We start from the raw sequence: 26538 nt of genomic DNA, 5'->3' as shown, positions 1-26538 counted from the left end.
GATCAGTTCGAGCCGGCGCCGTCCTGGCCGAGGGCGAGGGCGGAGCCGGCGAGCTCGTCCAGCGCCTCGGCCGAGCCCGGCTCACCCACGTAGGACGTCTCCACGATGGTGACCACGTCGTTCTGCTGGCTGCTGTCGTACTGCGCCGCCGACAGCCTGGTCGGGCCGTCGGTGTAGCGGACACCCTCGCGCAGCAGGTCGTTGACGTTGCCGCTGCCGTCGGTGTCGGCCAGCGCCTTGAGCGAGGCGGCCAGCGCGGCGTCGGGCATGGTCACCCGCGCCAGCGACACCACGGCCGGCCGGCCGTCGACCTCGGCCGACCACAGGGCCCGGTCCAGCGCGGTGCAGTCGGTGCCGGCGAGGAAGTCGGCGACCGCGCCGTAGGCGTGGCCGGCGCAGCTGCCCTCGCTCGTCGTCGCCTCGAGGGTCACCGTGGTGCCGTCGACGACCTCCGTGTCCCCCGGGGCCGGCCCGGACGGCGCCGTGTCGGGAGCCGCGCTGGTCGCGGGGTCGGCGAGCGGGGCGGCCTCCCCGGCGTCGCGGTCACCCAGGGCCAGGACGAGGACGGCCACCAGGGCCGCGACGACGACCAGCGCCGCGGCGGCGAGCACGGCCCGCCGGCGTCCGGGAGCGGCGCTGCCGCCGGAGGCACTGCTGCCCCCGGGGGCGACGGTGCTGGTGCTGCGGGTGGGCGGCACGGCGCCGACCGCGGTGCGCGGCCGCAGCTCCGGCGGCAGCTCGCGGCGCGGCTGCGGCGCGACCTCGACGGTCTTCGCGGACCCGAACAGCCCACCGAGGCCGCCGCTGTCCTCGAGGCCGGGGGGCTCCTCGGCCGGCGCGCGGTCCGGCGTCAGCGCCTGGGTCTGCTGCGCCCGCGCGGGCTCGACCGGCCGGGACGTGCGCACGTCCTGGGTGTGCTGCACCCGCTCCGCACTGCCGCGCTCGGCGTCCTCCTGGGCCTGCACGGCCGCGGCGGCCACGCGGGCGGCGGCGGCCGGGTCGACCAGCGGCGGCGTGCGCTGCTGCGGGGCGGCCGGCGGAGCGGCGGGCTCCGGCGCCTGCGGGGCCAGCGGGGCGAAGCGCGGCGGGGCGGCGTTGAGCGCGGCGGGGGCGAGCAGCTCCTGCCGGCGCAGCACGTAGGGCGAGTACGGGAAGCCCTCCCCGTTGAGCTCCTCGACCGACGGGGTGCGCCCGGCGACGCCGAGGGCCTCGATGCCGGCCCGGACGTCGGCCGTCGTCCAGAGCCGGGGGTTGTCGGTGCCGGCGTGCCGGGCGGCCCGGGCCACGCCGAGCAGCAGCGACTGCTGGTCCAGGGTGGCCACCTGGTCGCCCTCGCCGAGGTCGCCGTCGGTGGGGACGATCCCGGTGACCGCGCCGGTGAGCACGGTCAGCCGGGCGATCCGCCCGGGCTCCAGGCCGGCCGCGCGCAGCGTCACCGCCGCGTGCATCCCGGCCCGCATGAGGCCCTCCAGCGGCGTGGAACCGCCACCGGCCAGCTGGACGACGTCGCCGGGCCCGTCGCCGGTGCCGATGGTCCAGGCGCCCTCCGGCGTGGCCGTGACGACGCCGGACCGGCGCTCCACCTCCACCACGCGGACGACGGCCAGGCCCTCGGGCACGAAGAGCACCGCGTCGGCCTGCCGCCGGTTCATCGGCCCCTCGACGACGGGCAGCGAGGCCATCACCGCCCCGCGCACCCCGCTGCCGGTGTCCCAGCCGGCGAGCTCGGCGAAGAACGCACGCTCGGCGGCCGTCTGCAACGGCGTCGGCGTGAGGATCAGCACGGGGTCTCCAGGGGCAGGCGGCAGGTGACGGCGCGGGACGCGGCGGTTCCCGCGGCGAGACGGCGGCGGTCCGCTCCGACGTTACGTCATCGACGGGCCCGCTCCGGGCTCACCGGAGGGACGCGCCGCCCTCTCCGGCGGCCACCGGCGTGTCCGCGGCCGGGCCCACCGGGGCCTGCCAGCGGCCGGCGGTCAGCCGGTCCAGCGCCGTCCAGAGGACGGCGAGGGCGAGCGCGACGACCGGCAGGGCCGACCAGTCCCACGGCGGGATCACGGCGACCACCGACTGCGCCCAGGCGGCCAGCGCGACGCCCCCGGTGACGACGGGTCCGGCCAGCCACCCGGGCACCCGGGCGAGGACGGCGAGGTCGACCAGCACCGCGCCGGCCAGCAGCATCACCGGCAGCACCGAGGGCGGGAAGCCGGTGATGGTGAGCAGCAGCCAGCAGACGCCGCGGTAGGCCAGGTAGACCGCGGCGAGGGTGGTCGCGGTCCAGCGCAGGCCGACCGCGCGGCGGGCGACGAGGAGCGCGAGCAGCCCGGCGCACACCAGCCAGGCCGGGTGCACCCAGGGCGGCACCGGGAGCATGAACTGGGTCGGCGTCTGCCCCTGCGAGGCGGCGAAGTCCAGCAGCGAGGGCTCGGCGGTGGTGCGCCCGGCCTCGTAGGCGGCCAGGGACAGGACCCCGTACTCCTGGTGCTGATTGGGGAACAGCACGTTCTCGGCCGCGAAGAACCACAGGCCCAGGCCGATCAGGTCGCGGTGCCGGCCGGGGGCGGCGTACCGCCACCAGCCGCGGGCGGCCCCGGCGAGCATGACCGCCGTCCCGAGGTAGAGCAGCGCGTGGCTGGGGCTCCAGCTGGTGATGTCCAGGCCGTTGATGCGGTGGTTGAGCAGGTCCAGCGGGATGGCGACCAGGAACGTGCCGATGCCGGCCTGCATCAGCCGCAGCGCCGTGCGGTCGACGCCGTACCCGCTGTAGCTGGCGAAGACCACCAGCGCGACGACCATCAGGGTGCCGGCGGAGTTGAGCAGGTGCGGGGGCGCCAGGTCGTCGCGCAGCCACTTGAAGTGCCAGGAGACGTCCCAGGTCGAGCCGACCATCTTGAGGGCGAAGGCGACCAGCCAGGCGGTGTAGATCCAGCGCAGCTCGACCGGGCTGGTGGCGCGCCCGGGCAGGCCGGGGGTCATGTAGGCGTGCCACAGCCAGCGCAGCAGGGCGACCGGCCGGCGCAGCCCGGCCCGCAGCGAGGCGGGCGCCGACGGGACCGGCCGGGACGGCGGTGCGAGGGACGTGCTGGAGGACACGAGCGGCTCCGCGGGGTCGGTGCAGGAGCCCGGAGCCAACCACAGGCGGGGGCCGCCGACGGACGGTCCCGGGCCGCGACCGGCGGGTCTGGGGCGGGTGTGGCAGGTGGGCCGCCGCGGTGGTGCGTAGGGTCGCGGACGTGGCGGACAGTGCAGCGCACAACCTGGTGTGGATCGACTGCGAGATGACCGGGCTGGACCTGGTGGACGACAAGCTGATCGAGGTCGCGGTGGTGGTCACCGACTCCCAGCTCAACGTCCTCGACCCCGGCCTGGACGTGATCATCCACGCCGAGGACGCCGACCTGGACGGCATGGTCGAGGTCGTGCGGAAGATGCACGCCCACTCCGGCCTGACCGAGGAGGTGCGGGCCTCGACGGTCACGCTCGCCGAGGCCCAGGAGCAGGTGCTGGCCTACGTCAAGCGCTTCGTCCCCGAGCGCCGCACCGCCCCGCTGTGCGGCAACTCGATCGGCACCGACCGCGGCTTCCTGGCCCGCGACATGCCCGAGCTCGACGACCACCTGCACTACCGGATGATCGACGTCAGCTCGATCAAGGAGCTGTCGCGCCGCTGGTTCCCGCGGGTCTACTTCGCCCAGCCGCCCAAGGGGCTCGCGCACCGGGCGCTGGCCGACATCCTGGAGTCGATCCGGGAGCTGGCGTACTACCGGCAGACCCTGTTCGTGCCCGACCCCGGCCCGACCAGCGACCAGGCACAGGCCGCCGCGGCCGACGTCGTGGCGGCGTTCGCACCGGTGCTGGAGGCCGGCGCGGCCGGCGACGGGACGGCGTCCGCGCAGGCCTGACCGCGCGTGGTGACCCCGGCCTCGCGGAGGCGCTGAGGGTCTCCGGTATCGTGGACGCGTCCGCCGGGCCGGCTCTCGCCAGCCGCCCGGTGTACATGGTGGGTGTAGCTCAGCTGGTAGAGCGCCAGGTTGTGATCCTGGATGTCGCGGGTTCAAGTCCCGTCACTCACCCGACGAAGGGCCTCGGTCAGGACGCTGACCGGGGCCCTTCTGTCATCCCGCGGTCGTACGCATGCCGAGGAGGCCCCGGCCGGCGGACCGACCGGGGCCTCGGCGTCATGACGGGGTCACGGTCATGACGGGGGTCCGGCTCCCGCCTCAGCGGGCGGAGACGACGACGCCGGTCGGGCCGCGGGCCCCGGCGTCGTAGCGGCCGCCGCGGGTGATCAGGCGCAGCTCCGGGCCGCGGGTGCTGCCGTCGACGGCCAGCGTGGGGACCCTGTCCCCGGGCACGACGCGCACGGCGTAGACGGTGAAGCCGGCCATCGTCCCGTCGGCGCGGGTCACCTCGACCTGGTCGCCGACCTCCACCTCGGCCAGGTCGGAGAAGACCGACGGGCCGTGGGTGACGCTGGCGACGTGCCCCTCGAGCACGGCCGCGCCGCGCTCACCCGGTCGCGGGGAGCCGGTGAACCACGCGGCCTTGTCGTGGTCGGGACCGGGCGCCGGCACCGCGATCGTGCCGTCGTCGTCCGCGCCGAGCAGGAGCAGCTCGGACTGGACGCCGATCGCCGGGATCTCCACCGAGACGGGCAGCTCGACCGGCGCCGCCGTCGGCAGGTCGGCCCCGGCGGGGACGGCGCCGGACGGCGGGGCGCTGCCCGGCGCGGCGGGCAGCGCGGCGACGGCGTCCCGGCCGGGGAGGCCGACCGCCACGGCCGTGCCACCGCCGAGGAGGAGCAGCGCCGTGACGACGGCGGCCGCCCGCACGGTGCTCGCGACGGTGGCCTCCGCTGCTCGCCCTCGACGCCGGCCGCGGTGCACGCGCAGGCCGCTGCGTGCCCCGCGTCCGCGGAGCTGCCCGGGGTTCGCGGCGAGGGGGCGGTGCGGATGGGTCGGCCCGCGACCGCGCCCGTCGACGGCCGCGGGGCGCCGTGCGTCCGTCGGCACCGTGGGGCATCGTCGGTGGGTGCCCTTCGACTCCCGCACGATCACCGTGCGCCGCACCGGCGAGGAGACCTGGGAGGTGCTGGATCCGCTGGTCTACCGCGGCCGCCGCGACACCTTCGTCGTCCCGGCCGGCTTCCGCACCGACTTCGCGACCGTGCCGCGGGTGGTGGTGTGGCTGATCCCCCGCTTCGGCCGGTACACGCTCGCCGCGGTGCTGCACGACTGGCTGGTCACCGTCGGTCTGCTCGCCGGGGTGGTCAGCTCCCGGGACGCCGACGGGGTCTTCCGCCGCGTGCTCGCCGAACTGGACGTCCCGCCGGTGCGGCGCTGGCTGATGTGGTGCGGCGTGCGGTGGGGCGCGCTGGCCAACCCGCTGCGCCGGCCGGGGTGGTGGCGGGACCTGCCGCGGCTGCTCCCGCTGTCGGTGCTGGCCGCGCCGCTCGTCGTCCCGCCGGCGCTGCTGATCAGCGTCGCCCTGGCCGTCTACACCGCGGTCGAGGCCACGGTGACCCGGCTGCTGCCCGGCGCCGGGCCCCGGGTGGACCGGGGCCTGCGGCTCTGAGACGACACAGCGGCCGCGCCCCGGGAGGGGGCACGGCCGCTGGAGGTCACGGGGTCAGGACAGCGCGCTACCGGCCTGCCACTGGTCCCACGGGACGGCCCAGTCGTAGATGTCGCCGTCGGCCGGGCCGAGCGTGCCGCCGATGGAGTCGACCACCTCGACCACGTCCCCGGGCTGCGAGAACTCGTAGAACCACCGCGCCCGCTCGTCGGAGAGGTTGATGCAGCCGTGGCTGACGTTCGACGAGCCCTGCTGGCGCACCGACCACGGCGCCCCGTGCACGAACTCCCCGTTGTTCGAGATGCGGGTCGCGTACTTGACCGGGGTCCGGTAGCCACCGGGGGCGTCGGCGGCGAGGCCGAAGGTCGAGGAGTCCATGGTGATGTCGGCGAACTTCTCCAGCACCACGTGCGCGCCGTTGTGCGTCGGGTTCTCCGCGCTGCCGGCGCTCATCGGGTAGGTCTGCAGCACCTGGCCGCCGCTGGTGACGGTGAGCGTGTGGGCGGCCGCGTCGGCGACCGAGACGTGCGCCTCGCCGACGTGGAAGGACACCGTGCGGTCGACCTCGCCCCAGACCCCGTCGCCGAGGTCGACGCCGAACAGGTCGGCCTCGACGGTGACGTCGGTGTCGGCCGGCCAGTAGGTCGAGGGGCGGAAGTGCACCTCGCTGTCGGTCACCCAGCTCCAGACCCCGTCGGTCGGGGTGGAGGAGGTGACGGTCAGGTTCCGCTCGGCGGCGGCCTTGTCGGCCACCGGCTCGTCGAAGAAGACCCGCACGGGCATGCCCACCCCGACGGTGGTGCCGTCGAGCGGGCCGATGTCCGGCTTGTCCTGCGACCGCGGGGTGACCGTGGTGAACGTCGAGGTCTCGGTGGTCACCTGGTCACCGGCGCCGGCCGCGGTCGCCGTCACCGTGTAGCTCGTGCCGTAGGCCAGGTCCGCCGCCGGCGTCCAGACCGCCGTGCCGGCGTCCTCGGCCGAGGGGGCCACCTCGCCGGGGACGGGGGCGCCACTGCCGTCGGTGACCGTGACGTCGTCGAGCTCGCCGGCGGTGACGTCGATCTCCAGCGGCTGGGCCGGGGACACGTCGGCGGCGCCGTCGGCGATGCTCAGGGCCACCTGGGCGGGCGGTGCGGCGGGCGCGGAGGAGGACGGGGACGACGTCGTCCCGCCGGTCGCGGAGGCGTCGGACGACGTGCCGGTGCAGCCGGCCACGAGCGCGAGCACCGCGGCGACGAGCACCGGAGCGGGCCTTCTCCCCTGCTGGGACCTCACGACGACCTGCCTCCCCGTGCGCGCACCCGGCCCGGGACCCTCCCGGCCGCTGGTCCGCGTCCGCCCACCAGTGTCCACGCGCCGGCCGGCCGTTGGTTGGCTCCGGACAACCGGTGTGTCCGACCCACCGGACGGGGCCCGACCCCCGCCCGACGCGTGCCCGGACCGGCGTGTACAGTTCTCTCCTGTTGCCCGGTCCTGCCGAGCAGCACGCGCCATTAGCTCAATTGGCAGAGCAGCTGACTCTTAATCAGCGGGTTCGGGGTTCGAGTCCCTGATGGCGCACCACCCACGAAGGGCCCCGTCCACCAGGACGGGGCCCTTCGTCGTCCCGGCCGGGTGCCGGTGCGGGGCAGCCCGGTGGCCGTGTCCTCGACCACCGGGCCTGGAACCGTCAGCGTGCCGGCACGTGGCGGGTCCTGCGCCGTCCTGTTCCCGCTCCGCTGCGCGCGCAACCGGCGCGGGCCACGGCGGGGCGGTCAGCTGGGTCGGTCGAGCTGGAACTCGCCGGTGCGCACGAGTTGCTCGGCGACGTCGCGCAGCTTGCGGTTGGCCCGCATCGACACCGCCGCCATCGCCTGGAACGCCTGGTCGGGGGTGAGCTTGTGCCGCTCCATCAGGATGCCCTTGGCCTGGTCGATCACCGCCCGCGACTCCAGCGCCACCTGCAGGTGACCGGCCATGTCCCGCGCGGTCTCGTAGGCGTGCATGTTCGCCACGGCCACCCCGGCGTAGGGGGCGAACCGCTGCGCCGCCTGCCGGGCCTCGTCGTCGAAGGCGTGCGGCTCCCGGGCGTAGATGTTGAGCGCCCCGGACAGGCCCTCCTGGATCGGCAGCGGCACCGACAGCGAACTGCCACTGCCCCGCTCCCAGGCGCTCTTCCCGTAGTCGGGCCAGCGGGGGTCGGTGCGGGCGTCGTCGATCTCGGTCAGCTCACCCGTCGACGCGGCGTGCAGGCAGGGGCCGTAGCCGCGGCCGTACTGACTCTCGTCGAGGTCCATCGCCAACCTGCCGGTGAAGACGGTGGTGCTGGCCTTGTCGTTGGACAGCAGGGAGATCGAGACCTCGGGATCGCCCGGCAACACCTCCTTGGCCAGGTCGGCCACGGTCTGGAGGACCGTGGCCATCGACTGGTCGCGGAGGGCGATCCTGCCCAGACGCTCGAGGGCGTCCGTCGCGTGGGCGTGACGGGACTGGGGGTCCTCCGACATGGCGTTGCTCCGGTTCGGCTCACCGGGGCGTCCACCTCGGCAGGAGCCCCGCGGTGGGGCCCCGCTCTCACGCCCGCCGATGTCTGACGCGCGACGCACACGACCGGGTCGTGCTCGCGAGCCGACGGTACCCAACCGGGCAGGCCGTGGACGTGGCTGTGACGCGGGGCCACGGCCGGTCGCGTGGCGACCGGCCGGCGCTGGCTATGCTCGGCGGGCCAACGCGTCACACAGCCGGCGTGCGGCAGCAGGGTCCCGACCTCTGCATCCCGCTCGAGCCCACGGGCCCGATCTCCGCCGGCACGAGAGCTGTCCGGTGCCATCTGACGCCGGAGCACCCTTGACGCGCCCCACCCCCGACGACGACCTCGCGCAGATCGCCTTCGACGAGCTCGGCCGGATGTCCTTCGCCGAGCACTCCCTGCAGTCGGTGCTGCAGAAGGTCACCGACCTGGCCGCCCGGGTGCTCCCCGGCGAGCCGGCCACCTCGGTCACCATCGTCGACGGCGGCCGCGCGACCACCGTGGCCGCCAGCGACCTCCTGGCCCGGCAGCTCGACCACGTGCAGTACGCCCAGGGGTCCGGCCCGTGCCTGCAGGCGGCCACCACCGGCGTCGTCGTCGAGCTGCTCGACACCGCCACCGAGCAGCGGTGGGCCCCGTTCCCCGCGGTGGCCGCCCAGCGCGACTGCCGGGGCGTGATGTCGTTCCCCCTCCCGCCGCAGGAGCTCATCCGGGGTGGGCTGAACGTCTACTCGCGCACCTCGCAGCCGCTGGACGAGCGCACCCGGGAGGTCGCCGCCCGGTTCGCCGCCTACGCGGTGGTGCCGGTGTCGAACATGTACCTCTACGAGAGCGCTGTCGAGCGGGCCGAGCACCTGCGCACGGCGCTGGACTCGCGGGCGGTCATCGACCAGGCCAAGGGCATCCTCATGGAGCGCTTCAAGCTCTCCGCCGACCAGGCGTTCTCCGCGCTGGCCAAGCTGTCGATGGAGTCCAACACCCGGGTCCGCGACATCGCCGAGCGCTTCGTGGAGACCGGCGAGCTGCCCCCGGCCTGACCGGTCGGGTTCGGCGGGCACCCCCGGACGGGCACGGTGCGACCATGACCACCCCCTCCGAGAGCACGGCCGCCCTGGGCGCCCGCCGCGCGCGCCAGCACCTCGCCCTGGCCGACGCCGGTCACGGGGAGCAGGCCGACTTCCTGTTCGCCGTCCTGCGGGACCCCGGCGAGCTGGTGGCCGTGGGGGCGGGTCTGACCGCGCTGGCCCGGATGGGCGCCCGCATGCTGCCCCCGGCGGCGCGCGCCCACGCCGGCGCCCGGCAGCGGGAGCTCGGCCGCGTGCGCGATGCCGCCGGGTCCGACGTCGACGCGCTGCGGGACTGGCTGCGGCAGGCCGCCGCCGAGACCCTCGCCGTCGCCCGGCTGGCCGAGCCCGACCCGGTGGCGCGCCGCGCGCTGTTGTCCTGACCAGGCGGGGGCGCGGTGGTCCGGGCCGCGATCGGCAGGGACAGTGGAGGGGTGACCGCACCCTCCGAGTCCCCCGCCGACCTCGGCGCCCGCCGCGCCGACGAGTACCTGCAGCTGCTGGACGCCGGCCGCACCGACGACGCCGAGGCCCTCCTGGCCGGGCTGTCCGACACCCGCGAGCTGGTCTTCGTCGGGGCGGGCTTCACCGCCCTCGCCCGCCGCACCGGGCGCACCCTGCCCACCGCGATGCGCGCTCAGGCCAGCACCCGTCAGGTACTGCTCGGCCAGCTGCGCGACCGCAGCCGCGGTGACGTCGAGGGGCTGCGGCGCTGGCTGCGCGAGGCCGGCGAGGAGGTCCGCACCGTGCACCGGCTGGCCGAGGCGGCCCGTGCCCGGCTGGGCGACCAGGCCGCCGTCAGCTGAGCCGCGGCACCCGGGCCACGGCGACGGCGACCGGCAGCACCACCGCCAGGAGCGCGGCGACCAGCAGGTAGGTCGCCGGCAGGCCGAGCCCGGCCGCCACGGCGCCCACCGCCAGCGCCCCGATCGCGGTCCCGGTGTCGAAGCTGGCGTTCCAGACCGCGCTGACCGTGGCGGTGCTCCCCTCGCCCGCCCGGGCCAGCGAGACGACCAGCGTGAGGTTCTGCACCGCGCCGTAGGCCACGCCCAGGCCCAGGCTGCCCAGCAGCAGCGCCGCGGTGCCGGCCGGCCCGGCGGTGGACAGCCCCAGCGCCAGCAGCGCGAGGCCCACCACGCCGGCGCCGAGGGCTGCGGGCAGCAGCACCCGGGCACCGATCCGGTCGACCAGCACGCCGACGCGCCAGCGGCAGACCGCCGTGCTGACGCCGAACAGCAGCAGCGCGGCGGTCGCCAGCACGCCGTCCGGCCGTTCGATCGGCAGGAAGGTGACCAGCCCGCCGCCGGCCAGGGTGACCGCGAGCAGCACCAGCGACGGCGCGGCGGAGGCCCGGACCGCGGCCCGCGAGCCGCCCGGGCCGGCGTCCGCGGGCAGCGGCCCGAGGTGGCGCACCAGCCCGGGCGCGAACGGCAGGGCGAGCACGGCCGAGGCGCCGAGCACCGCGACCCACGCGAAGTGCCCGGCCAGGGTCAGCGCGGCGCCGCCGGGCACGGCGACCAGCGTGGGCAGCGCCGCGGCCAGGCCGTAGATGCCGATTGACTCGCCGCGCCGCGCCGCGGGCACCGCCTGCGCCGCGATCGTCGAGCCCAGCACGGTCAGCACGCCGAAGCCGATCCCACGGACGGCGGAGACGGCGAGGATCCACCGGACGTCGTCCCCGGCGAGGTACAGCGGCGCCGGGGCACCGAGGGCGACCAGGCCCCCGGCCAGCACCGGCCCGAGGCCCCGGCGATGCACCAGCGCGGGCACGGTGCCCTGCGCGAGGACGGTGACGACGAGGAACACGGTGGTCGCCGAACCGGCCGCGACCAGCCCGGCCCCCGTCCCGGCCGCGTACGCCGGCAGCGCGGACAGCAGCACCGCGTAGCTGGTGAGCCCCAGCAGCGTGACGGCGAACATCGCCCGCACGGCCGGCAGCCGCCAGAGCGAGACGCGTTCCGCCGTCGGCACGACCGTCCCCCGTTCCGGGCACTCGCTGGTGGTGGCACAGGGGCGTTGCCTACGGTCACCCCATGACTTCTCCCGTCAGCATCCCGGCGACCACCACGATCGTCGTCATGGGGGTGTCCGGGGCCGGCAAGACCAGCGCCGCCCAGGAGATCACCCGGCAGCTGGGCTGGGCCTACATCGAGGGCGACGACCTGCACCCCGCGGCCAACGTGGCCAAGATGGCCGCCGGCACGCCCCTGGACGACGAGGACCGCTGGCCGTGGCTGCGGGAGATCGCCGCGGTGATCGGCGAGCACGAGGCGGCCGGCACCGACCTGGTCATCACCTGCTCGGCGCTCAAGCGCAGCTACCGCGAGCTGCTGCGGGAGGGCCACCCCTCGGTCTGGTTCGCCCACGTCGACGTCGCGCGCGAGGTGCTGGCCGAGCGGCTGGCCCAGCGCACCGGCCACTTCATGCCGCCGTCCCTGCTCGACAGCCAGCTGGCCACCCTCGAGCGGCTCGGAGAGGACGAGCCCGGGGACGTCATCGACGGCAACGCCCCGCTGGCCGAGACCGTCGCCCAGGTGCTGGGCGACCTCCGCGAGGAGCGCCAGCTGCAGAGCTGACGGAGCGGTCCCGGGATCAGCTCAGCTCACCGCCCGTGCTCCTGGCTCACCGCACACCGTGAGCCAGGAGCAACGACGATCAGGCCACCTGATCCCGGCCCCGTTGCAGGGGCCCGCCGCGAGCTTGCGAGTGGTGGGGGGCAAGGGGGTCCTCACTCCATGTGCGGGTAGCGGTGGTCGGTCGCGGGGACGAACGTCTCCTTGATCGACCGCGCGCTGGTCCAGCGCAGCAGGTTCTGCGCCGCACCCGCCTTGTCGTTGGTGCCCGAGGCCCGGCCCCCACCGAAGGGCTGCTGGCCGACGACGGCGCCGGTGGGCTTGTCGTTGACGTAGAAGTTGCCGGCGGCGTGCCGCAGGAAGCGCTGCGCGTGCGCGATGGCGACCCGGTCCTGGGCGATGACCGAGCCGGTCAGCGCGTACGGCGCGACCGACTCCATCTGCCGCAGCACCGTGTCGTAGTCGGCGTCGTCGTAGACGTGCACGGCCAGCACCGGGCCGAAGTACTCGGTGCTGAACACCTCGTGCCCGGGGTCGGTGCCCTCGATGACCGTGGGCCGCACGAAGAAGCCCTCACTGTCGTCGGCGGTCCCGCCCGCCACGACGGTGAGCGCGTCGTCGGCGTGCGCGGCCTCGAGCACCTTCGACAGCTTGGTGAACGACCGCCGGTCGATGACGGCGCCCATGAAGTTGGAGAGGTCGGTGACGTCGCCCATCGGGATCGCCTCGACGGCGCCCACCAGGTCGTCCTTGATGCGGCTCCACAGGCTGCGCGGCACGTAGGCGCGGGAGGCCGCCGAGCACTTCTGGCCCTGGTACTCGAAGGCGCCGCGGATCATCGCGGTGCGCAGCACGTCGGGGTCGGCCGAGGGGTGGGCGACGATGAAGTCCTTGCCGCCGGTCTCGCCCACCACGCGCGGGTAGCCGCGGTAGGAGGCGATGTTCTCCCCCACCGTGCGCCACAGGTGCTGGAACACCGCGGTCGAGCCGGTGAAGTGGATGCCGGCCAGGTCCCGGTCGGCCAGCACGACGTCGGAGACCGGGATGCCGTCGCCGGGCAGCATGTTGATGACGCCGGCCGGCAGACCCGCGGCCTCGAGCAGCCGCATGGTCAGGTGCGCGCCCAGCTGCTGGGTGGGTGAGGGCTTCCAGACCACCGTGTTGCCCATCAGCGCCGGCGCGGTGGGCAGGTTGCCGGCGATGGCGGTGAAGTTGAACGGCGTGACCGCGTAGACGAAGCCCTCCAGCGGGCGGTGGTCGACCCGGTTCCACACGCCGGGGCCCGAGACCGGCTGCTGGGCGATGACCTCGCGGGCGAAGTGCACGTTCCACCGCCAGAAGTCGATCAGCTCGCAGGCGGCGTCGATCTCGGCCTGGTAGGCGGTCTTGCTCTGCCCCAGCATCGTGGCGGCGTTGAGCGTCTGCCGCCACGGCCCGGCCAGCAGGTCGGCGGCCTTGAGGAACACCGCGGCCCGGTCGTCGAAGGACAGCTCCGACCAGCCCGGCGCGGCCGCCTTCGCCGCTGCCACCGCGGCCTGCGCGTCGGCGGTGGTGGAGTGCGCCGACGTCCCGAGCACCTGGGCGTGCCGGTGCGGGGCGACGACGTCGAACGGCTCGCCGCCGGGCATCCGCTGGACGCCACCGATGGTGGCGGTCAGCTCGTGCGGGGTGGCGGCGAGCTCGGTGAGCCGCTGCTGCAGCTCGGCGCGCTCGGGCGAGCCGGGCGCGTAGTCCTTCACGGTCTCGTTGCGCGGCGGCGGGACCTGGGTGACGGCGTCCATGGGGTGCTCCTCGGATGAGGGGCCAAAGTCGCGATTTTGGCCCGGAAGGGGGTCAGGAACGGGTGGCGAGGGAGCGGAGGAAGAACTGGAGGTTGGCGGGGCGCTCGGCCAGCCGGCGCATGAAGTAGCCGTACCAGTCGGCGCCGTAGGGCACGTAGGCGCGCACGGTGTGCCCCGCCGCGGCCAACCGGACCTGCTCCTCGGGGCGGATGCCGTAGAGCAGCTGGAACTCGTAGCTGTCGGCGGCCCGCCCGGTCTCGGCCACCAGGGCCAGCAGCCGGTCGATCATCGCCGGGTCGTGCGTGCCGGCCATCGGGTACGCACCGCCGCGCACGAGGGTCTCCAGGCAGCGCGCGTACGCGGCGTCGACGGCCGCCTTCTCCTGGTGGGCCACGGTCGCGGGCTCCCGGTAGGCGCCCTTGACCAGCCGCACCCGTGACCCGGGGACGGCGAGGGCGCGGGCGTCGTCCTCGGTGCGGTGCAGCATCGCCTGCAGGACCGCGCCGGTGCCCGGGTGGGCGCGGCGCAGCTCGGCCACGATCGCCAGCGTGGAGTCGACGGTCGAGGAGTCCTCCATGTCGAGGGTGACCGTGGTGCCCAGTGCGGAGGCGGCCTCGACGACCGGGCGCACGAGGGCCAGCGCGACGTCGTCCCCGCCGACCGGCAGCGCCTGCCCGAAGGCCGACAGCTTGACCGACACCTCGGCGTGGCGGCCCAGCCCCAGCGGGGCCAGCCCGTCGAGCGCGGCCAGGTAGGCGTCGCGGCTGCGGGTGGCCTCGGCGCGGTCGCTGACGTCCTCGCCGAGGTGGTCGAGGGTGACCGCGATGCCGTCGGCGGCCAGCGCCCGGACGGCGGTCAGCGCGTCGGGCAGCGTCTCGCCGGCGACGAACCGGTCGACCACCCGCCGGCTGACCGGCGTGCCGGTGACCACCCGGCGCAGGCCGGGGCGGCGGGAGGCGGTGAGCAGGGCCTTCTGCAGGACGGGCACGACACAGACGCTAGGGACGGCGGCCCCCCGCGCACCACCGACAGATGTCCGGACTCGTGACCCGCGCCTCGTACGATCGTCTGAACGGCGAGGAGGACCGGCGTGCGCGACGACCTGCAGGAGCTGGTGGACGACGTCTCCCGGGTGCTCGGCGCCCCGGCGACGCTGGAGGACCGCGACTTCACCCTGCTGGCCTTCTGCGCCCACGACGACGACCGGACGACGACGATGGACGCCGTCCGCACCCGCTCGATCCTCGGCCGCAGCTCCACCCCCGAGGTGCGCGCCTGGTTCGAGAGCCACGGGATCGCCGAGGCCACCGACCCGGTGCGGGTGCCGGCCGACCCGGCCGCGGGGATCCTGACCCGGCTCTGCCTGCCGGTGCGCGCCGGCGGCGAGCTGCACGGCTACCTGTGGCTGCTCGACGAGGGCCGCACCGACCTCACCGACCCCGCCGCGCCCGGCCTCGCCGCGGCGGTGGACGTGGCCGCGGCGGCCGGCCGGCTGCTGGCCGAGGAGCGCCCCGGCACCGCCGACCTGTCCGCGGCGCTGCGGGCGGTGCTCACCGGCACCGCTCCGCGCGCCGCCCGCCAGCTGGACACCGCCCTCGGCGCCGGCGCACCCGTCACCCTCGTCGCGCTGCGCGTGGCCGCACCCGGGCTGCCGGCCCGCTGGACGCCCCCGGCCGCGGGTGCGGTCCCGGCCGTGCTCGCCGACGGCGCGGAGGTCGCCGTCCTGCTGCCGCTGCCCGCCGGCGGCGACCCGCGCCCGGCCGGGGCGCTCGCCGCCGCCGCGCTGACCGGCCTGCCGGCGGGCAGCACCGCCGGGGTGGCCGCCGCCCGCCGGGGCTGCGGCGACCTGCCGGCGCAGTGGCACGAGGCGCGGACGGCGGCCCGGGTCGCCGCCGTGGACCCGCGGCTGGCCCCGGCGGCGTCCTGGCCGGAGCTGGGCGCGTGGCGCCAGGTGGCCGCGCTGCCCGGGCCGGACCCCGCGCTCGCCGCCCTGCTGGCCGACCCGGTGCTGACCGCGACGGCGGAGGTGTGGCTGGACTGCGCGGGCAGCCCCCAGCGGGCGGCGGCCCGGCTGTGCATCCACCGGCAGACGCTGTACTACCGGCTGGGCCGGATCGAGGAGCTGACCGGCCTGGACCTCGCCGAGGGCGCCGACCGGCTGCTGCTGCACCTGGGCGTGCGTGCGGCGCGTCTCACCGGTTCGTTCGCCGGGGCAACGGTCGCGGCTACCAACAGTGACCTAAACTCGACGGGCTCATGACTGCAGCACGAGGCGCGTCCTCCTCCGGGGCGGGTGCGCGGGACGGTGAGGTGCGGGTGGTCGACGAGGACCGCGGGGCCGACGAGGTCGACGTGCTGCGCAGGCTGCGCACCGAGACCGCCGCCGAGCACCAGGCCGTCGAGGACACCCTGGACCTGCTGTCCCCCACGCTCACCCGCGACCGGCTGGTCGACGTCCTCACCCGCATGCACGGCTTCTGGCTGGCCGCCGAGGCGTCGCTGGACGCCTGGGCGCGGGACGAGCCGGCCGACGCCGCCGGGGTCGACTGGCCGCGCCGCCGCCGGGCTGCGCTGTTCGCCGCTGACCTGGCCGCCCTGGGTGCCGCCGGACCGACGCCGCAGCCGGCGCTGCCGGCGACCGTGGGCACCGACGCCGCGCTGGGGCGGATGTACGTCCTGGAGGGCTCCTCGCTGGGCGGGGTGTTCATCGACCGGCACCTGGCCACGCTCCCCCAGCTCGCCGCCGTGGGCCGGCTGTCGGCCTTCTCCCCCTACGGCGAGCAGACCGGCGCGATGTGGCACGCCTTCCGCACGGCGACCCGCGCGCGGATCGCCGACGGCGGGAATGCCGACCGGCTGGTTGCTGCTGCCCGGGAGACGTTCGGTGCCCTGGCCGGTTGGTGCGGCGCGCCGTCACCCGCGGGGGCACCCTGGTCCCCGGCCCGCCCGGGGCACCGCTTCACCCGAGGGAACGAGGTCGTCGCGTGACGGACCAGTTGCAGTCCGGCCCGTGGCTGGCCCCAGGCGAGCCGGTCGACCTGACCAACTGCGAGCGCGAGCCGATCCACGTCCCGGGCAGCATCCAGCCCCGCGGCGTCCTGCTGGCGGTCAGCGAGCCGGACATGGTCGTGCGCCAGGTGTCCCGCAACCTCGCCGACGTCACCGGCGTCGACTGGGACGACGCCCTGGGCCGCCCCCTGTCCGAGGTCGTCGGCATCGTCCCGGCCGGCGCGGTCGCCCGCTCGGCGAGCGCCTTCGGCGACCTGCGCGAGCGCAACCCGGTCGAGCTGATCCTCGACCGCGACGGCGACCCGTCCCCGGTCGACGCGATCCTGCACCGCGTGCCGCACACCGCGGCCGCGCCCGACGTCCCGAGCGCCAGCACGCTGGTCGTGGAGCTGGAGCCGGCCTACGGGCCGCGCCCGTTCAGCTTCCCGAACACCTACCAGGCGGTGCGCGGCACGATCACCGAGCTGAACCGGGCCGGCTCGCTGCAGGAGCTCTACGACATCACCGCGCAGGCGGTGCGCAGCCTCACCGGCTTCGACCGGGTGATGGTCTACCGCTACGACGCCGACTACAACGGCGAGGTCGTCGCCGAGGCCAAGCTGCCCGAGCTGAACTCCTTCCTCGGCCTGCACTACCCCGCCTCGGACATCCCGGCCCAGGCCCGGGCGCTGTACGAGAAGAACTGGGTCCGGCTCATCGACGACGTCACCTACACGCCGTCCCGGCTGGAGCCGGTCGACCTGCCCGCCACCGGGCAGCCGCTGGACCTCACCTACTCCACGCTGCGCAGCGTCTCGCCGATCCACTGCGAGTACCTGCAGAACATGGGCGTGGCGGCCTCGATGTCGATCTCGCTGCTGCGCGACGACAAGCTGTGGGGCCTGATCGCCTGCCACCACTACACGGGTCCGCACGCCCCGCCGTACGCCACCCGCGCCGCCGCGGAGTTCCTGGGCTCGACGCTGTCGCTGCGCCTGGTCGACCGCACCGAGGACGAGGAGCACCGGCGCGCGCTGCGGGTGCGCTCCACGATGGCCTGGCTGACCGCGGCCGCGATGGACGAGGAGCGCCCGCTCGCCGAGACCATGCTCGGCCGCCCCGGCCTGCTCGACGTCGTCCCGGCCGACTCGGTCGTGGTCGACCTGCAGGGCTCCACCGGTGGCGCCGGCGTCCCGCTGCCGCCGGAGGTCACCGCCGCGCTGGCCGCCTGGGTCGCCGCGCAGGGCGGCGACGTGGTGAGCACCGACCGGCTGCCGCTGGTCGCCCCGCAGCTGGGCATCCCCGGCGACCTGGTCTGCGGCGTGCTGGCGCTGCCGCTGGCCGAGGGCCAGCACGTGATCTGGACCCGCGCCGAGCAGGTGCACTCCGTCGACTGGGGCGGCGACCCGCACAACAAGGCGATCGCCGAGCGCGAGGGCGACACCGTCCGGCTCTCCCCGCGGAAGTCCTTCGACCGCTGGCGCGAGACCGTGCGCAACCGGGCCGAGCCCTGGACGCCGGCCGAGCTGGCCGAGGCCGGCGAGCTGCGCACCAACCTGCTCGAGGCGCTCTACGCGCGCTCCCGCCGGGTGGCCCGCACCGCGATCACCCTGCAGCGCAGCCTGCTGTCCGAGCCGCCGGACCCCGACCACCTGGACTTCGCGGTGCGCTACGAGCCCGCCGCGCGCGACTCCCAGGTCGGCGGCGACTGGTACGACGTCTTCCAGCAGCCCGACGGCGCCACCGTGCTGGTCATCGGCGACGTCGTCGGTCACGACACCGAGGCCGCGGCCACCATGGGCCAGCTGCGCGGGCTGCTGCGCGGCATCACCTACGACAGCGCGGACGCCCCCTCCGGGGTGCTCAGCCGGCTGGACCGGGCCATCGCCGGCCTCGAGCTCGACGCGATGGCCTCGGTGCTGGTCGCCCGGCTGGAGCAGACCCCGGCCGAGGTCGAGCAGGGCGTCACCCGGCTGCGCTGGTCCAACGCCGGCCACCTGCCGCCGGTCGTGGTGGACGCCGACGGGGAGATCCAGGTGCTGGACGGCGCCCGGGCCGACCTCCTGCTCGGCGTCGACCCGGCCGCCCGGCGGCGCGACCACGTGCTCACCCTGTCCCGCGGGGCGACGGTGCTGCTCTACACCGACGGCCTGGTCGAGCGCCGCGACCAGCTCTTCGACACCGGGGTCGACCTGCTCCGCGAGGAGATGCGCACGCTCTGGCGGGCCCCGGTCGACGAGATCGCCGACCAGCTCCTGGCCCGGCTGGTGCCCGACCGCGCCGAGGACGACGTGGCGCTGGTGGCCGTGCGCCTGAACCGGCAGCTGCCGCCCGGCGGAGGACCCGTCAGCGGTCGGTGAACCGGGCGTCCAGCCCGTCGTCGTTGCCGCCGGCCACCTGGGCGCTGGGCAGCGGGGCGTCGTCGGCCACCGCCGCGGCGACCTCCGGGGAGTCCTCGACGGCCGGCTCGGCCTCCCCCTTGGCCTTCTGCAGCTTCTTGAGCAGCTTGCGCTCGTCCTCGGCCAGCGGCCGGCTGTCGGGGTGCCCGAACTCGCCCTGGTCGTTGCCGGTGGCCATCGCGGTGTCGGGCAGTGTGCTGTCGGAGGTGTCGCTCTGCTCGCTCATGCCCCTGTCCTACCGAGGGGGGCGGCCGGCGAACCCTCGGCCAGCTCGCGCATCAGTTCCCGCACGGCGCTGCGCCCGGCGCGGTTGGCCCCGATCGTGCTCGCCGAGGGGCCGTAGCCGACCAGGTGCAGCCGCGGCTCGGCGACCACCCGGGTGCCGTCCATGACGATGCCGCCGCCGGTGGCGCGCAGGTGGAGCGGGGCCAGGTGGTCCAGCGCCGCCCGGAACCCGGTGGCCCACAGCACCACGTCGGCCGGCACCGACCGGGGCGGGGAGTCCCAGGCGACGCCGTCGGCGGTGAGCCGGTCGAACACCGGCAGCCGGTCGAGCACCCCGCGGGCCCGGGCGGCGAGCACCGCGTCGGTCTCCATCAGGCCGGTCACCCCGACCACGCTGACCGGCGGCAGCCCGGCCCGCACCCGCTCGTCGACCAGGGCGACCGCGGCGCGGCCGGCGTCCTCGTCGAAGGGGCCGGTCCGCCAGACCGGCTCGCGGCGGGTGACCCAGGTGGTGGCCGCGGCGACCTCGCTGATCTCGATGAGCTGCTGCACCGCCGAGGTGCCCCCACCGACGACGACCACCCGCTGCCCGGCGAACTCGGCGGCGCCCCGGTAGTCGGCGGCGTGCAGCTGGCGGCCGCGGAACAGCTCGCGACCGGGGTAGGCGGGCCAGAACGGGCGGGTCCACGTCCCGGTGGCGTTGACCAGGCCCCGCGCCGTCCACTCCCCCACGCTCGTGTCGAGGACGAAGCCCTCGCCGGTGGCGTGCACCGCGCGGACGGCGACCGGGCGCCGCACCGGCAGCTCGAAGTGCCGCTCGTACTCGGCGAAGTAGGCCGCGACGACCTCGCTGGCCGGTGCGGCCGGGTCGGCGTCGGGCAGCTCCATCCCGGGCAGCGGCGCGATGCGGTGCGCCCGGTCCAGCCGCAGCGAGGGCCACCGGTGCTGCCACGCCCCGCCGGGGCCCGCGTCCCCGTCGAGCACCACGAAGTCAGCGCCCCGCCGGTGCAGCTCGTAGGCCGCCGACAGCCCGGCCTGACCGGCCCCGATGACCACCACGTCGTTGCGCACGCCTCGCCAACACCGCCGCGCCCCCCGGCATGCCGCAGCGATGATCAGGTCACCTGATCGGACACTGTCCCCCTGCACCAGCGTTGGTGGCGGGGGACAGCCGTTGATCAGGGGACCTGATCCACGTCTGCCACTCAGGAGCGGACGGCGGACAGCAGGCGGGGCCGCAGGGCGCCGGAGCCCAGCAGCGCGCCCACGCGGCCGGACTGCTCCTGCGCCTCGGCCCACCGCGGATCCTCGCCGTGCCGGCGCTGCACCTCGGCCTCGACGGCGTCGGCGCGTGCCTGCCACTCCGGCGAGCTGTCGGACAGGTCGGCCTCGGCGGTCGCGGTGACGGTGAAGCCCGCGCCGGCCAGCAGCGCGTCGACCTCCGCCGACGACGGGAAGCTGTTGCCCTCGGGCAGCGGCGGCGGCAGCGGCTCGTCGGCCACGAAGACCAGCAGCCCCAGCCGGCCACCGGGCACCAGCACCCGGTGCAGCTCGGCCAGCAGCGCGGGCTTCTCCTCCGTGGTGCACAGCACGCCCAGGCACCAGGCGGCGTCGAAGGACCCGTCGGCCAGCGGCAGCGACTGCGACAGCGCCACCACCGACGGCAGACCGAACAGCGTGGCGCTGGCCCGCACCGCCTCGGCCATCGGCTCGACGCAGACCGGCCGGACGCCGCGCTCGGCGGCCAGCCAGCCCGCCGGGCCACCGACCCCCGCGCCGGAGTCGAGCACCCGGGCGCCGCCGGCCACGTCCAGGGCGTCGGCCAGCCAGCGCAGCGCGCCCTCGCTGCCGCTCCCCCGGCACCCGGCCGGGACGGCGTGCTCCGGGCCGAGGGCGCGCACGGCCTCGGCGGTCCAGCCCGCCACCGTCCCGAACTCGGTCTCCATCGCCTCGCTGGCGATCTCGCTCATGCGCCCTCCCGGACCCTCGTGGCCACCTCGGCCTTGACCGCGGCGGCGGTCTCCTCACCCCGTGACGAGGCCGGCCCGGACAAGTTCACCCCGATGACGCCGGGGACGGCGAGCAGCGCCCGCGCCTCGGTCACCGCGGCCACGATGCCCGCTGCCACCGGATCGGGCGCGGCGAGCACCTGCTCGACGGTGGCGTCGTCGAGGTGCAGGCCGGGGAACCGCTGCAGCACGCGGGCCGACCGCTCGTCGGTGTAGACCGCCACCGCGGCGATGTACGGCACGGTGGCGCCGGCGGCCCGGGCGGCGGCGGTGAAGGCGGCCAGCCGGGCCGCGGACGCCACGTGGTTGAGCACCACCAGCTGGGCGCCGGCCCGCTCCTTCTCCGCCACCCGGGCCGGTCGCAGCGCCAGCGGGGGCGCGTCCGGAGACTCGGGCACCGCCGCGGTCAGCCCCGCCTCGGCGGCCAGCGCGGCCAGCCGGGTGCCGTCGAGGTCGAACACCGAGGTGACCCCGGGCCGCACCCCGGGACCGCGGGCGTCACCGGTCACGCACAGGACGCCGTCGACGCCCACCTCGGCGAGCCCCGCCAGCTCCTGCTCCAGCACCAGCCGGTTGCGGTCGCGGCAGGCCAGCGTCGTCCAGGGGCGTCCGCCGGCAGCCAGCACGTCGGCGGCCATCAGCGTGGGCGGGAGGTCGGGGCGCCCCTGGTGCTCACCGATCAGCAGGCCGTCGCTCACCGGCCCCAGCGCACGCACCACGGCCCGCACCGACGCCCGGTCGAAGGGCCGCACGGTGAGGTCGGAGAGGACGACGGGACCGCGGCGGGCCCGGTCCAGCAGCCCGTCGGCGGCCGGCGCGGGACGGGGCGGGGCCGGCGCGGTCCAGCGCGGCAGCGGCGGGTCCAGGAACACGCACGGGTGCGGGGCCACCTCGCAGGCACCGTCGTCCCGGACGCCGCCGCAGGGGCCGAAGACCATCCGCTTCGGGCAGCCGGTACGAACACCCTCCGGGGGCAGCTCCGGCTCGGTCATCCCCCCACGCTGTCCGCGCACGGCCGGGGCGAAACGCCGGCAGTGTGACGTGCGCGGGAGATGTGTTCCCGGCGCGTTCTCCGGGCAGACACGGACAGACGTCGAACAGCCGGCGCAGGAGGTGGTGGTCCCGTGAAGCACAGCATCGAGGAGCACCAGGGATACCGGCACGTGGGGCACGTGCTCGGGGTCGATCTGGACATGACCGCGGTGGTGGGCCCGGTCCTGCGCCGCGCCGTCGCCGCCGGCGAGCCCGTCGTGGTGGCCTGCCCCGAGGCGGTGGCCGCCGCCGTGCTCGCCACGCTCGAGGGCGTCGGTGACGTCTTCGTGGCCCCCACCGACCCGCTGGACGACCGTCCCCCGGCCGCACTGGCCGCGATCGCCGACCTGGTCGACGCCCGCGCGCCCGGTGAGGGACGACGGCTGCACCTGGTCACCGGCCCCGGCGGACCGCACACCGACCCGGCCGTGTGGATGCAGACCGAGGCGCTGCTCAACCACGTGCTGGCCGAGCGCCCGGTCGACCACATCTGCCTGCTCGGCCCGGTCGGCACCACCGGCACCGAGGTCGACTCGCCCGTCGACGCCGACGCCGTCGTGCTCGCCACCCACCCGTGGCTGCTGACCGGGGCCGGCACCGTGCGCAACCCCGGGTTCCGGGACCCCGCCGAGCTGCTGCGCGAGGTGCAGCGCGCCTCGGTGCCCGACCCGCTGGAGGACACCGAGCCGACCCTGTCGATGGTCGACCTCGAGGACCTGCGCGCCCTGCGCCGCGCCCTGACCCGGGTGCTGGCCGAGAGCTCGCTGTCCGAGGACGCCGCCCAGGACTTCGTGCTCGCCATCGACGAGGTCACCTCCAACGCCTCCGAGCACGGCATCCCGCCGGTCGACGTGCGGCTGTGGTGCACCCCGGAGCGGCTGCTGTGCGCGGTCACCGACCGCGGCGCGGCCTTCGACGACCCGCTGATCGGGTACGGCCCGGCGCACGGCGACATGGCCGTGGGCGGCATGGGCCTGTGGCTGGCCCGGCGGTCGGTCGACAGCCTGACCGCCGCCCCCGCCGACGACTCCGGCGACGGCTGCACCGTCCGCCTCGTCGTCCACGCCTGACGGCCCCACCGCGAGCGGCGGGGCCGCTAGGCCGGCAGGAGCCCGTTGGCCTCGATGAGCCGGGCCTGCTCGCGGCACCACGGTGACCAGGCCTCGTACTCCTGGGTCTCCTGGCGGTCGCGGAAGGCCGCCCAGTCCAGCAGCTCCCACTCGCCGACCTCGGTCGGGTCGGGGCGGGGCGTGCCGGTGAAGCGGCCCAGGTAGACCGGGCAGATCTCGTTCTCGACCACGCCACGGAACTCCGCCCGGTAGCGGTAGGACGGCAGGGCCGGGCGCAGGTCGGCGACGCCGAGCCCGAGCTCGTACTCCGCGCGGCGGGCGATCGCGTCGGCGTCGGCCTCGTCGGGGCCGGGGTGGCCGCAGACGGTGTTGGTCCACATGCCGGGGAAGGTCGACTTCGACTCCGCCCGCCGGGTCACCAGCAACCGGCCGTCGTCGGCGAAGAGGTACGCGGAGAAGGCCCGGTGCAGCGGGGTCTCCCCGGTGTGCACCAGGGGCTTGGGCATCGTGCCGATCGCCGTCCCGTGGTCATCCACCAGCACGATCAGCTCTGTCGTCGGAAGGGCCACCACCACCCCATCCTCCCCCGGCGGTGAACGCGGCTCCGGATGGGTCCCCGGGCAGGGTGCACCTCGAACGGGTGAGCGGTCGTCGTGACGGTGCGCAACTTTCGACACACTCAGCGTCGTCACCACGGACGGGGACCACGAGAGGCAGGCACGGACCGCATGACCACGACCTCGACGTCCCCCCTCGCGCGCCCGGAGGGCGTGCTGCAGGTGGCCTTCTCCGCGGACCTGACCGGCCCGGCCTCGGAGCCGACGCTGGGTGAGCTGTCGCAGCCGGCGCACCTGCTGCCGGCGACGGCCACCATGGCCGCGGTCGACCTGCTCTTCCGCCGGGACGCCGCCCTGCGCTGGGTGGTCGTCACCGCCCCGGGCGCGCCGCAGCTGGTCAGCCGCTCCTGGTTCGAGCTGGCGATGACCGGCCGGCTCGGGTACGGCCGGCTGCTGCTGCAGCGCCGTCCGGTCCTGGACGCAGCGCCGCCGACGACGCTCGCCTTCGCCTTCGACTGCCCGATCGCCACGGTGGCCGCGGCCGTCATCGCGCGCCGGTCCGGCGGCGACGCCCTCCTGGACGCCGTGCTGGTGACCGGCCCCGACGGCGCGCTGTCGGTCGCCCCCGTCACCGCCGTGTTCGAGCAGCTGGCCCAGCGCTACGCCTACCAGGCCCTGCACGACCCCCTCACCGGCCTGCCCAACCGGCTCTTCCTGCTCGAGCGGCTCCGCCAGGCCCACGCCGCCGGGACGACGGGCGTGCTCTTCTCCATCGACCTCGACCGGTTCAAGGACACCAACGACCACCTCGGCCACGCCGCCGGGGACGACGTCCTGGTCGAGTTCGCCGCGCGGCTGCGCACCGTGGCCCGCACCGGCGACCTCGTCGTCCGGCTGGGGGGCGACGAGTTCGCGGTGCTGACCGAGGCGCCGCTGAGCGCCGCGCAGAGCACCGCGCTGGCCGAGCGGATCGTGCTCACCGCAGCCGCGCCCTACGTCGTGACCGCCCGCACCGGCCCGGGCGGGGAGCACCTGGTCAGCCTCGGGGCCAGCGTCGGCGTCGCCGGCGCGTCCGGTGCCGGCGACCTCACCCCCGACGCGCTGCTGCACCAGGCCGACCTCGCCGTCCACCAGGCGAAGTCGCTCGGCCGCGGCCGGGTCGCCCACTTCGGGGCGGAGCTGCTCGAGGACGCCGAGCCCTCCGACGCCGTCCGCGCCCAGCACGCCATGGAGCGCCGGCTGCGGCAGGCGATCGAGTCGCAGGCTCTGCAGCTGCACTACCAGCCGGTCGTCAGCCTGCCCTCGGCCCAGGTCATCGGCGTCGAGGCGCTGGCCCGGTGGGAGGACGAGGAGCTCGGCCGGGTCGCCCCGGACCGCTTCATCCCGCTCGCCGAGCGCACCGGCCTGATCGTCGACCTCGGCCGGTGGGTGCTGCAGACCGCCTGCCGGGAGGCCGCGGGCTGGGCCGCGGGGCCCTCGGGCCTGCTGCCGACCGTCGCGGTCAACGTCTCCCCCGTGCAACTGGCCCAGCGCGGCTTCATCGACGACGTCACCGCCGCCCTCACCGACAGCGGCCTGGCCCCCGACCGGCTCTGCCTGGAGATCACCGAGACCGCGGCCATCACCGACCTCGACGCCACGGCCGCCCGGCTCGCCCAGGTGCGCGACCTGGGCGTCCGGTTGGCGCTGGACGACTTCGGCACCGGGCACTCCGCGCTCAGCCTGCTGCGCGCCCTGCCGGTGCACCTGGTCAAGATCGACCGCTCGTTCATCGAGCAGGTGGCCAGCGACACCGCCGACGCCGTCCTCGCCCGGCTGGTGATCGAGGCGGCGCACAGCCTGGGCCGGCGGGTCTGCGCCGAGGGCGTGGAGACCGCCGAGCAGGCGCAGCAGCTGGTCGCCATGGGCTGCGACTCCGCGCAGGGCTGGCTGTTCGGCCGGCCCGAGCCCGCCTCGCCCCGGCTGGCCGCCCTGCTCACCTCCCGCGCGCTGTCCGAGCCGCTGGCCGCCGGCGCCGTCCTGCCGCTGGGCAACGACGAGCTGGTGCTGGTGACCACCCCCGGCCGCATCGTCACCTACGCCTCGGCCACCAGCCAGGCGGTGCTCGGGTGGCTGCCGCAGGAGATCACCGGCACCGACCTCACCAGCTCCTTCTACCTGGACGACCCCGCACCCACCGGTCCCTGGGACGACGGCACCGCGGTGCATCGCGTCCGGCACCGCGACGGCAGCGTGCGGTGGCTGGAGAGCACCACCCGGCAGCTGACCGACGACGCCGGCCGGGTGCGCGAGGTGCTGTCGGTCTCCCGCGACGTCACCGCCACCGTGCAGGCCCGGCGGGCGCTCACCGACAGCGAGTTGATGTTCCGGCACGCGTTCGACGACGCCCCGATCGGCATGCTGCTGGCCCGTACCGACGGCACGCTCCTGCGCGCCAACCGGGCCTTCTCCGCGCTGCTGGGCACCGGCACCGAGGCGCTGCAGCACCGGCGGGTGCAGGACCTCACCCCGGTGGCGGACCGGGCCGGGCAGTTCAGCGCCGTCCGCGCGCTGTTCGCCGTGGCCGACGGCCGGACCGAGCTGTCGACCAGCTTCCGGCACGCCGACGGCTCGGACGTGCCGGTGACCGTGCGGGTCTCGGTGGTCCGGGACGCCGACGGCGCTCCGACGTCGGTGTTCGCCCACGTGCTGCCCGAGCCCGCGCGGGTCGCCGTCCCGGTCTGAGCGTGGCCCGGCCCCGCAGCGGGCAGACACCGG

The 26538-nt window shown here is 75.9% G+C and carries 24 protein-coding genes and 2 tRNA genes; 13 read left to right on the top strand and 13 right to left on the bottom strand.

The window, feature by feature from the left end; translation table 11 throughout:
• Positions 1-2 precede the first annotated feature (2 nt).
• Both ACGBYP_RS02225 and ACGBYP_RS02220 read right to left on the bottom strand, forming a co-directional pair.
• Complete coding sequence (locus ACGBYP_RS02225) at positions 3-1784, bottom strand: hypothetical protein (RefSeq protein ID WP_411581635.1); 1782 nt, start codon at positions 1782-1784, stop codon at positions 3-5.
• A 109-nt stretch (positions 1785-1893) separates the two neighbouring features.
• Positions 1894-3093 (bottom strand): hypothetical protein, encoded by a 1200-nt coding sequence (locus ACGBYP_RS02220; RefSeq protein ID WP_411581634.1) that lies wholly within the window; start codon positions 3091-3093, stop codon positions 1894-1896.
• 140 nt (positions 3094-3233) lie between these two features.
• Between ACGBYP_RS02220 and orn the strand changes: the two genes are divergently transcribed.
• Complete coding sequence (gene orn, locus ACGBYP_RS02215; protein WP_411581633.1) at positions 3234-3902, top strand: oligoribonuclease; 669 nt, start codon at positions 3234-3236, stop codon at positions 3900-3902.
• Positions 3903-4000: 98 nt separating this feature from the next.
• Positions 4001-4073 (top strand) — tRNA-His (locus tag ACGBYP_RS02210).
• A gap of 147 nt (positions 4074-4220) precedes the next feature.
• On the opposite strand, the gene ACGBYP_RS02205 is transcribed toward ACGBYP_RS02210, so the two are convergent.
• Entirely contained in the window at positions 4221-4832 is a 612-nt protein-coding gene (locus tag ACGBYP_RS02205; protein ID WP_411581632.1) for a sortase domain-bontaining protein, read from the bottom strand.
• A 199-nt stretch (positions 4833-5031) separates the two neighbouring features.
• Here ACGBYP_RS02205 and ACGBYP_RS02200 point away from each other — a divergent pair, with 199 nt between their 5' ends.
• Positions 5032-5574 (top strand): DUF1353 domain-containing protein, encoded by a 543-nt coding sequence (locus ACGBYP_RS02200; protein WP_411581631.1) that lies wholly within the window; start codon positions 5032-5034, stop codon positions 5572-5574.
• 54 nt (positions 5575-5628) lie between these two features.
• On the opposite strand, the gene ACGBYP_RS02195 is transcribed toward ACGBYP_RS02200, so the two are convergent.
• Positions 5629-6816, bottom strand: a complete 1188-nt coding sequence (locus tag ACGBYP_RS02195; protein WP_411581630.1) for an Ig-like domain-containing protein — start codon at positions 6814-6816, stop codon at positions 5629-5631.
• A 245-nt stretch (positions 6817-7061) separates the two neighbouring features.
• Here ACGBYP_RS02195 and ACGBYP_RS02190 point away from each other — a divergent pair.
• Positions 7062-7137 (top strand) — tRNA-Lys (locus ACGBYP_RS02190).
• Positions 7138-7328: 191 nt separating this feature from the next.
• On the opposite strand, the gene ACGBYP_RS02185 is transcribed toward ACGBYP_RS02190, so the two are convergent.
• The gene (locus tag ACGBYP_RS02185) at positions 7329-8060 is read right to left on the bottom strand and encodes an ANTAR domain-containing protein (RefSeq protein ID WP_411581629.1); all 732 of its coding nucleotides are present in this window, start codon (positions 8058-8060) and stop codon (positions 7329-7331) included.
• 340 nt (positions 8061-8400) lie between these two features.
• Between ACGBYP_RS02185 and ACGBYP_RS02180 the strand changes: the two genes are divergently transcribed.
• From ACGBYP_RS02180 to ACGBYP_RS02170, 3 genes are read left to right on the top strand one after another with little or no spacing between them, the layout of a single operon-like run.
• Positions 8401-9120 (top strand): ANTAR domain-containing protein, encoded by a 720-nt coding sequence (locus tag ACGBYP_RS02180; RefSeq protein WP_411581628.1) that lies wholly within the window; start codon positions 8401-8403, stop codon positions 9118-9120.
• Between the two features lie 44 nt (positions 9121-9164).
• Positions 9165-9530 carry a hypothetical protein gene (locus ACGBYP_RS02175; RefSeq protein ID WP_411581627.1) on the top strand — a complete coding sequence of 122 codons (366 nt, stop codon included), beginning with the start codon at positions 9165-9167 and terminating at the stop codon, positions 9528-9530.
• Between the two features lie 51 nt (positions 9531-9581).
• Positions 9582-9953 (top strand): hypothetical protein, encoded by a 372-nt coding sequence (locus ACGBYP_RS02170; RefSeq protein ID WP_411581626.1) that lies wholly within the window; start codon positions 9582-9584, stop codon positions 9951-9953.
• On the opposite strand, the gene ACGBYP_RS02165 is transcribed toward ACGBYP_RS02170, so the two are convergent.
• Positions 9946-11118, bottom strand: a complete 1173-nt coding sequence (locus ACGBYP_RS02165) for an MFS transporter (protein WP_411581625.1) — start codon at positions 11116-11118, stop codon at positions 9946-9948. The genes ACGBYP_RS02170 and ACGBYP_RS02165 overlap by 8 nt on opposite strands.
• A gap of 62 nt (positions 11119-11180) precedes the next feature.
• Between ACGBYP_RS02165 and ACGBYP_RS02160 the strand changes: the two genes are divergently transcribed.
• The gene (locus ACGBYP_RS02160) at positions 11181-11723 is read left to right on the top strand and encodes a gluconokinase (RefSeq protein ID WP_411581624.1); all 543 of its coding nucleotides are present in this window, start codon (positions 11181-11183) and stop codon (positions 11721-11723) included.
• A gap of 152 nt (positions 11724-11875) precedes the next feature.
• Here the strand turns inward: ACGBYP_RS02160 and pruA are convergent, their stop codons facing one another.
• Positions 11876-13501 (bottom strand): L-glutamate gamma-semialdehyde dehydrogenase, encoded by a 1626-nt coding sequence (gene pruA, locus ACGBYP_RS02155; RefSeq protein WP_411581623.1) that lies wholly within the window; start codon positions 13499-13501, stop codon positions 11876-11878.
• Between the two features lie 52 nt (positions 13502-13553).
• The gene (locus ACGBYP_RS02150; RefSeq protein WP_411581622.1) at positions 13554-14489 is read right to left on the bottom strand and encodes a proline dehydrogenase family protein; all 936 of its coding nucleotides are present in this window, start codon (positions 14487-14489) and stop codon (positions 13554-13556) included.
• 102 nt (positions 14490-14591) lie between these two features.
• Here ACGBYP_RS02150 and ACGBYP_RS02145 point away from each other — a divergent pair, with 102 nt between their 5' ends.
• From ACGBYP_RS02145 to ACGBYP_RS02135, 3 genes are read left to right on the top strand one after another with little or no spacing between them, the layout of a single operon-like run.
• Positions 14592-15761 carry a PucR family transcriptional regulator gene (locus tag ACGBYP_RS02145; RefSeq protein ID WP_411581621.1) on the top strand — a complete coding sequence of 390 codons (1170 nt, stop codon included), beginning with the start codon at positions 14592-14594 and terminating at the stop codon, positions 15759-15761.
• Positions 15758-16489 carry a biliverdin-producing heme oxygenase gene (locus tag ACGBYP_RS02140; protein ID WP_411581620.1) on the top strand — a complete coding sequence of 244 codons (732 nt, stop codon included), beginning with the start codon at positions 15758-15760 and terminating at the stop codon, positions 16487-16489. Before ACGBYP_RS02145 ends, ACGBYP_RS02140 begins: the two co-directional genes overlap by 4 nt.
• Positions 16486-18849, top strand: a complete 2364-nt coding sequence (locus ACGBYP_RS02135; RefSeq protein ID WP_411581619.1) for a SpoIIE family protein phosphatase — start codon at positions 16486-16488, stop codon at positions 18847-18849. Before ACGBYP_RS02140 ends, ACGBYP_RS02135 begins: the two co-directional genes overlap by 4 nt.
• On the opposite strand, the gene ACGBYP_RS02130 is transcribed toward ACGBYP_RS02135, so the two are convergent.
• From ACGBYP_RS02130 to ACGBYP_RS02115, 4 genes are all read right to left on the bottom strand, one after another.
• Positions 18836-19114 carry a hypothetical protein gene (locus ACGBYP_RS02130; RefSeq protein ID WP_411581618.1) on the bottom strand — a complete coding sequence of 93 codons (279 nt, stop codon included), beginning with the start codon at positions 19112-19114 and terminating at the stop codon, positions 18836-18838. The genes ACGBYP_RS02135 and ACGBYP_RS02130 overlap by 14 nt on opposite strands.
• A complete protein-coding gene (locus ACGBYP_RS02125; protein WP_411581617.1) occupies positions 19111-20184 on the bottom strand; it encodes an FAD-dependent oxidoreductase in 1074 nt (357 codons plus the stop codon). The genes ACGBYP_RS02130 and ACGBYP_RS02125 overlap by 4 nt, the downstream gene beginning before the upstream one ends.
• A 134-nt stretch (positions 20185-20318) precedes the next feature.
• Positions 20319-21083, bottom strand: coding sequence for a class I SAM-dependent methyltransferase (locus ACGBYP_RS02120; protein ID WP_411581616.1), 765 nt, complete (start codon positions 21081-21083; stop codon positions 20319-20321).
• A complete protein-coding gene (locus ACGBYP_RS02115; protein ID WP_411581615.1) occupies positions 21080-22114 on the bottom strand; it encodes a methylenetetrahydrofolate reductase C-terminal domain-containing protein in 1035 nt (344 codons plus the stop codon). Before ACGBYP_RS02115 ends, ACGBYP_RS02120 begins: the two co-directional genes overlap by 4 nt.
• Before the next feature lie 132 nt (positions 22115-22246).
• On the opposite strand from ACGBYP_RS02115, the gene ACGBYP_RS02110 reads away from it, so the two are divergent.
• Positions 22247-23224 (top strand): ATP-binding protein, encoded by a 978-nt coding sequence (locus ACGBYP_RS02110; protein WP_411581614.1) that lies wholly within the window; start codon positions 22247-22249, stop codon positions 23222-23224.
• Positions 23225-23250: 26 nt separating this feature from the next.
• Here ACGBYP_RS02110 and idi read toward each other — a convergent pair whose 3' ends face one another.
• On the bottom strand, positions 23251-23793 hold the full coding sequence (idi, locus tag ACGBYP_RS02105; protein WP_411582219.1) for an isopentenyl-diphosphate Delta-isomerase: 543 nt from the start codon (positions 23791-23793) through the stop codon (positions 23251-23253).
• 159 nt (positions 23794-23952) lie between these two features.
• Here idi and ACGBYP_RS02100 point away from each other — a divergent pair, with 159 nt between their 5' ends.
• Positions 23953-26505, top strand: a complete 2553-nt coding sequence (locus ACGBYP_RS02100; protein WP_411581613.1) for an EAL domain-containing protein — start codon at positions 23953-23955, stop codon at positions 26503-26505.
• Positions 26506-26538: the final 33 nt, after the last annotated feature.

This window comes from Modestobacter sp. SSW1-42 (assembly GCF_046635825.1).
Lineage (GTDB): Bacteria > Actinomycetota > Actinomycetes > Mycobacteriales > Geodermatophilaceae > Modestobacter.
This window is presented reverse-complemented; position numbering and strand designations above follow the sequence as displayed.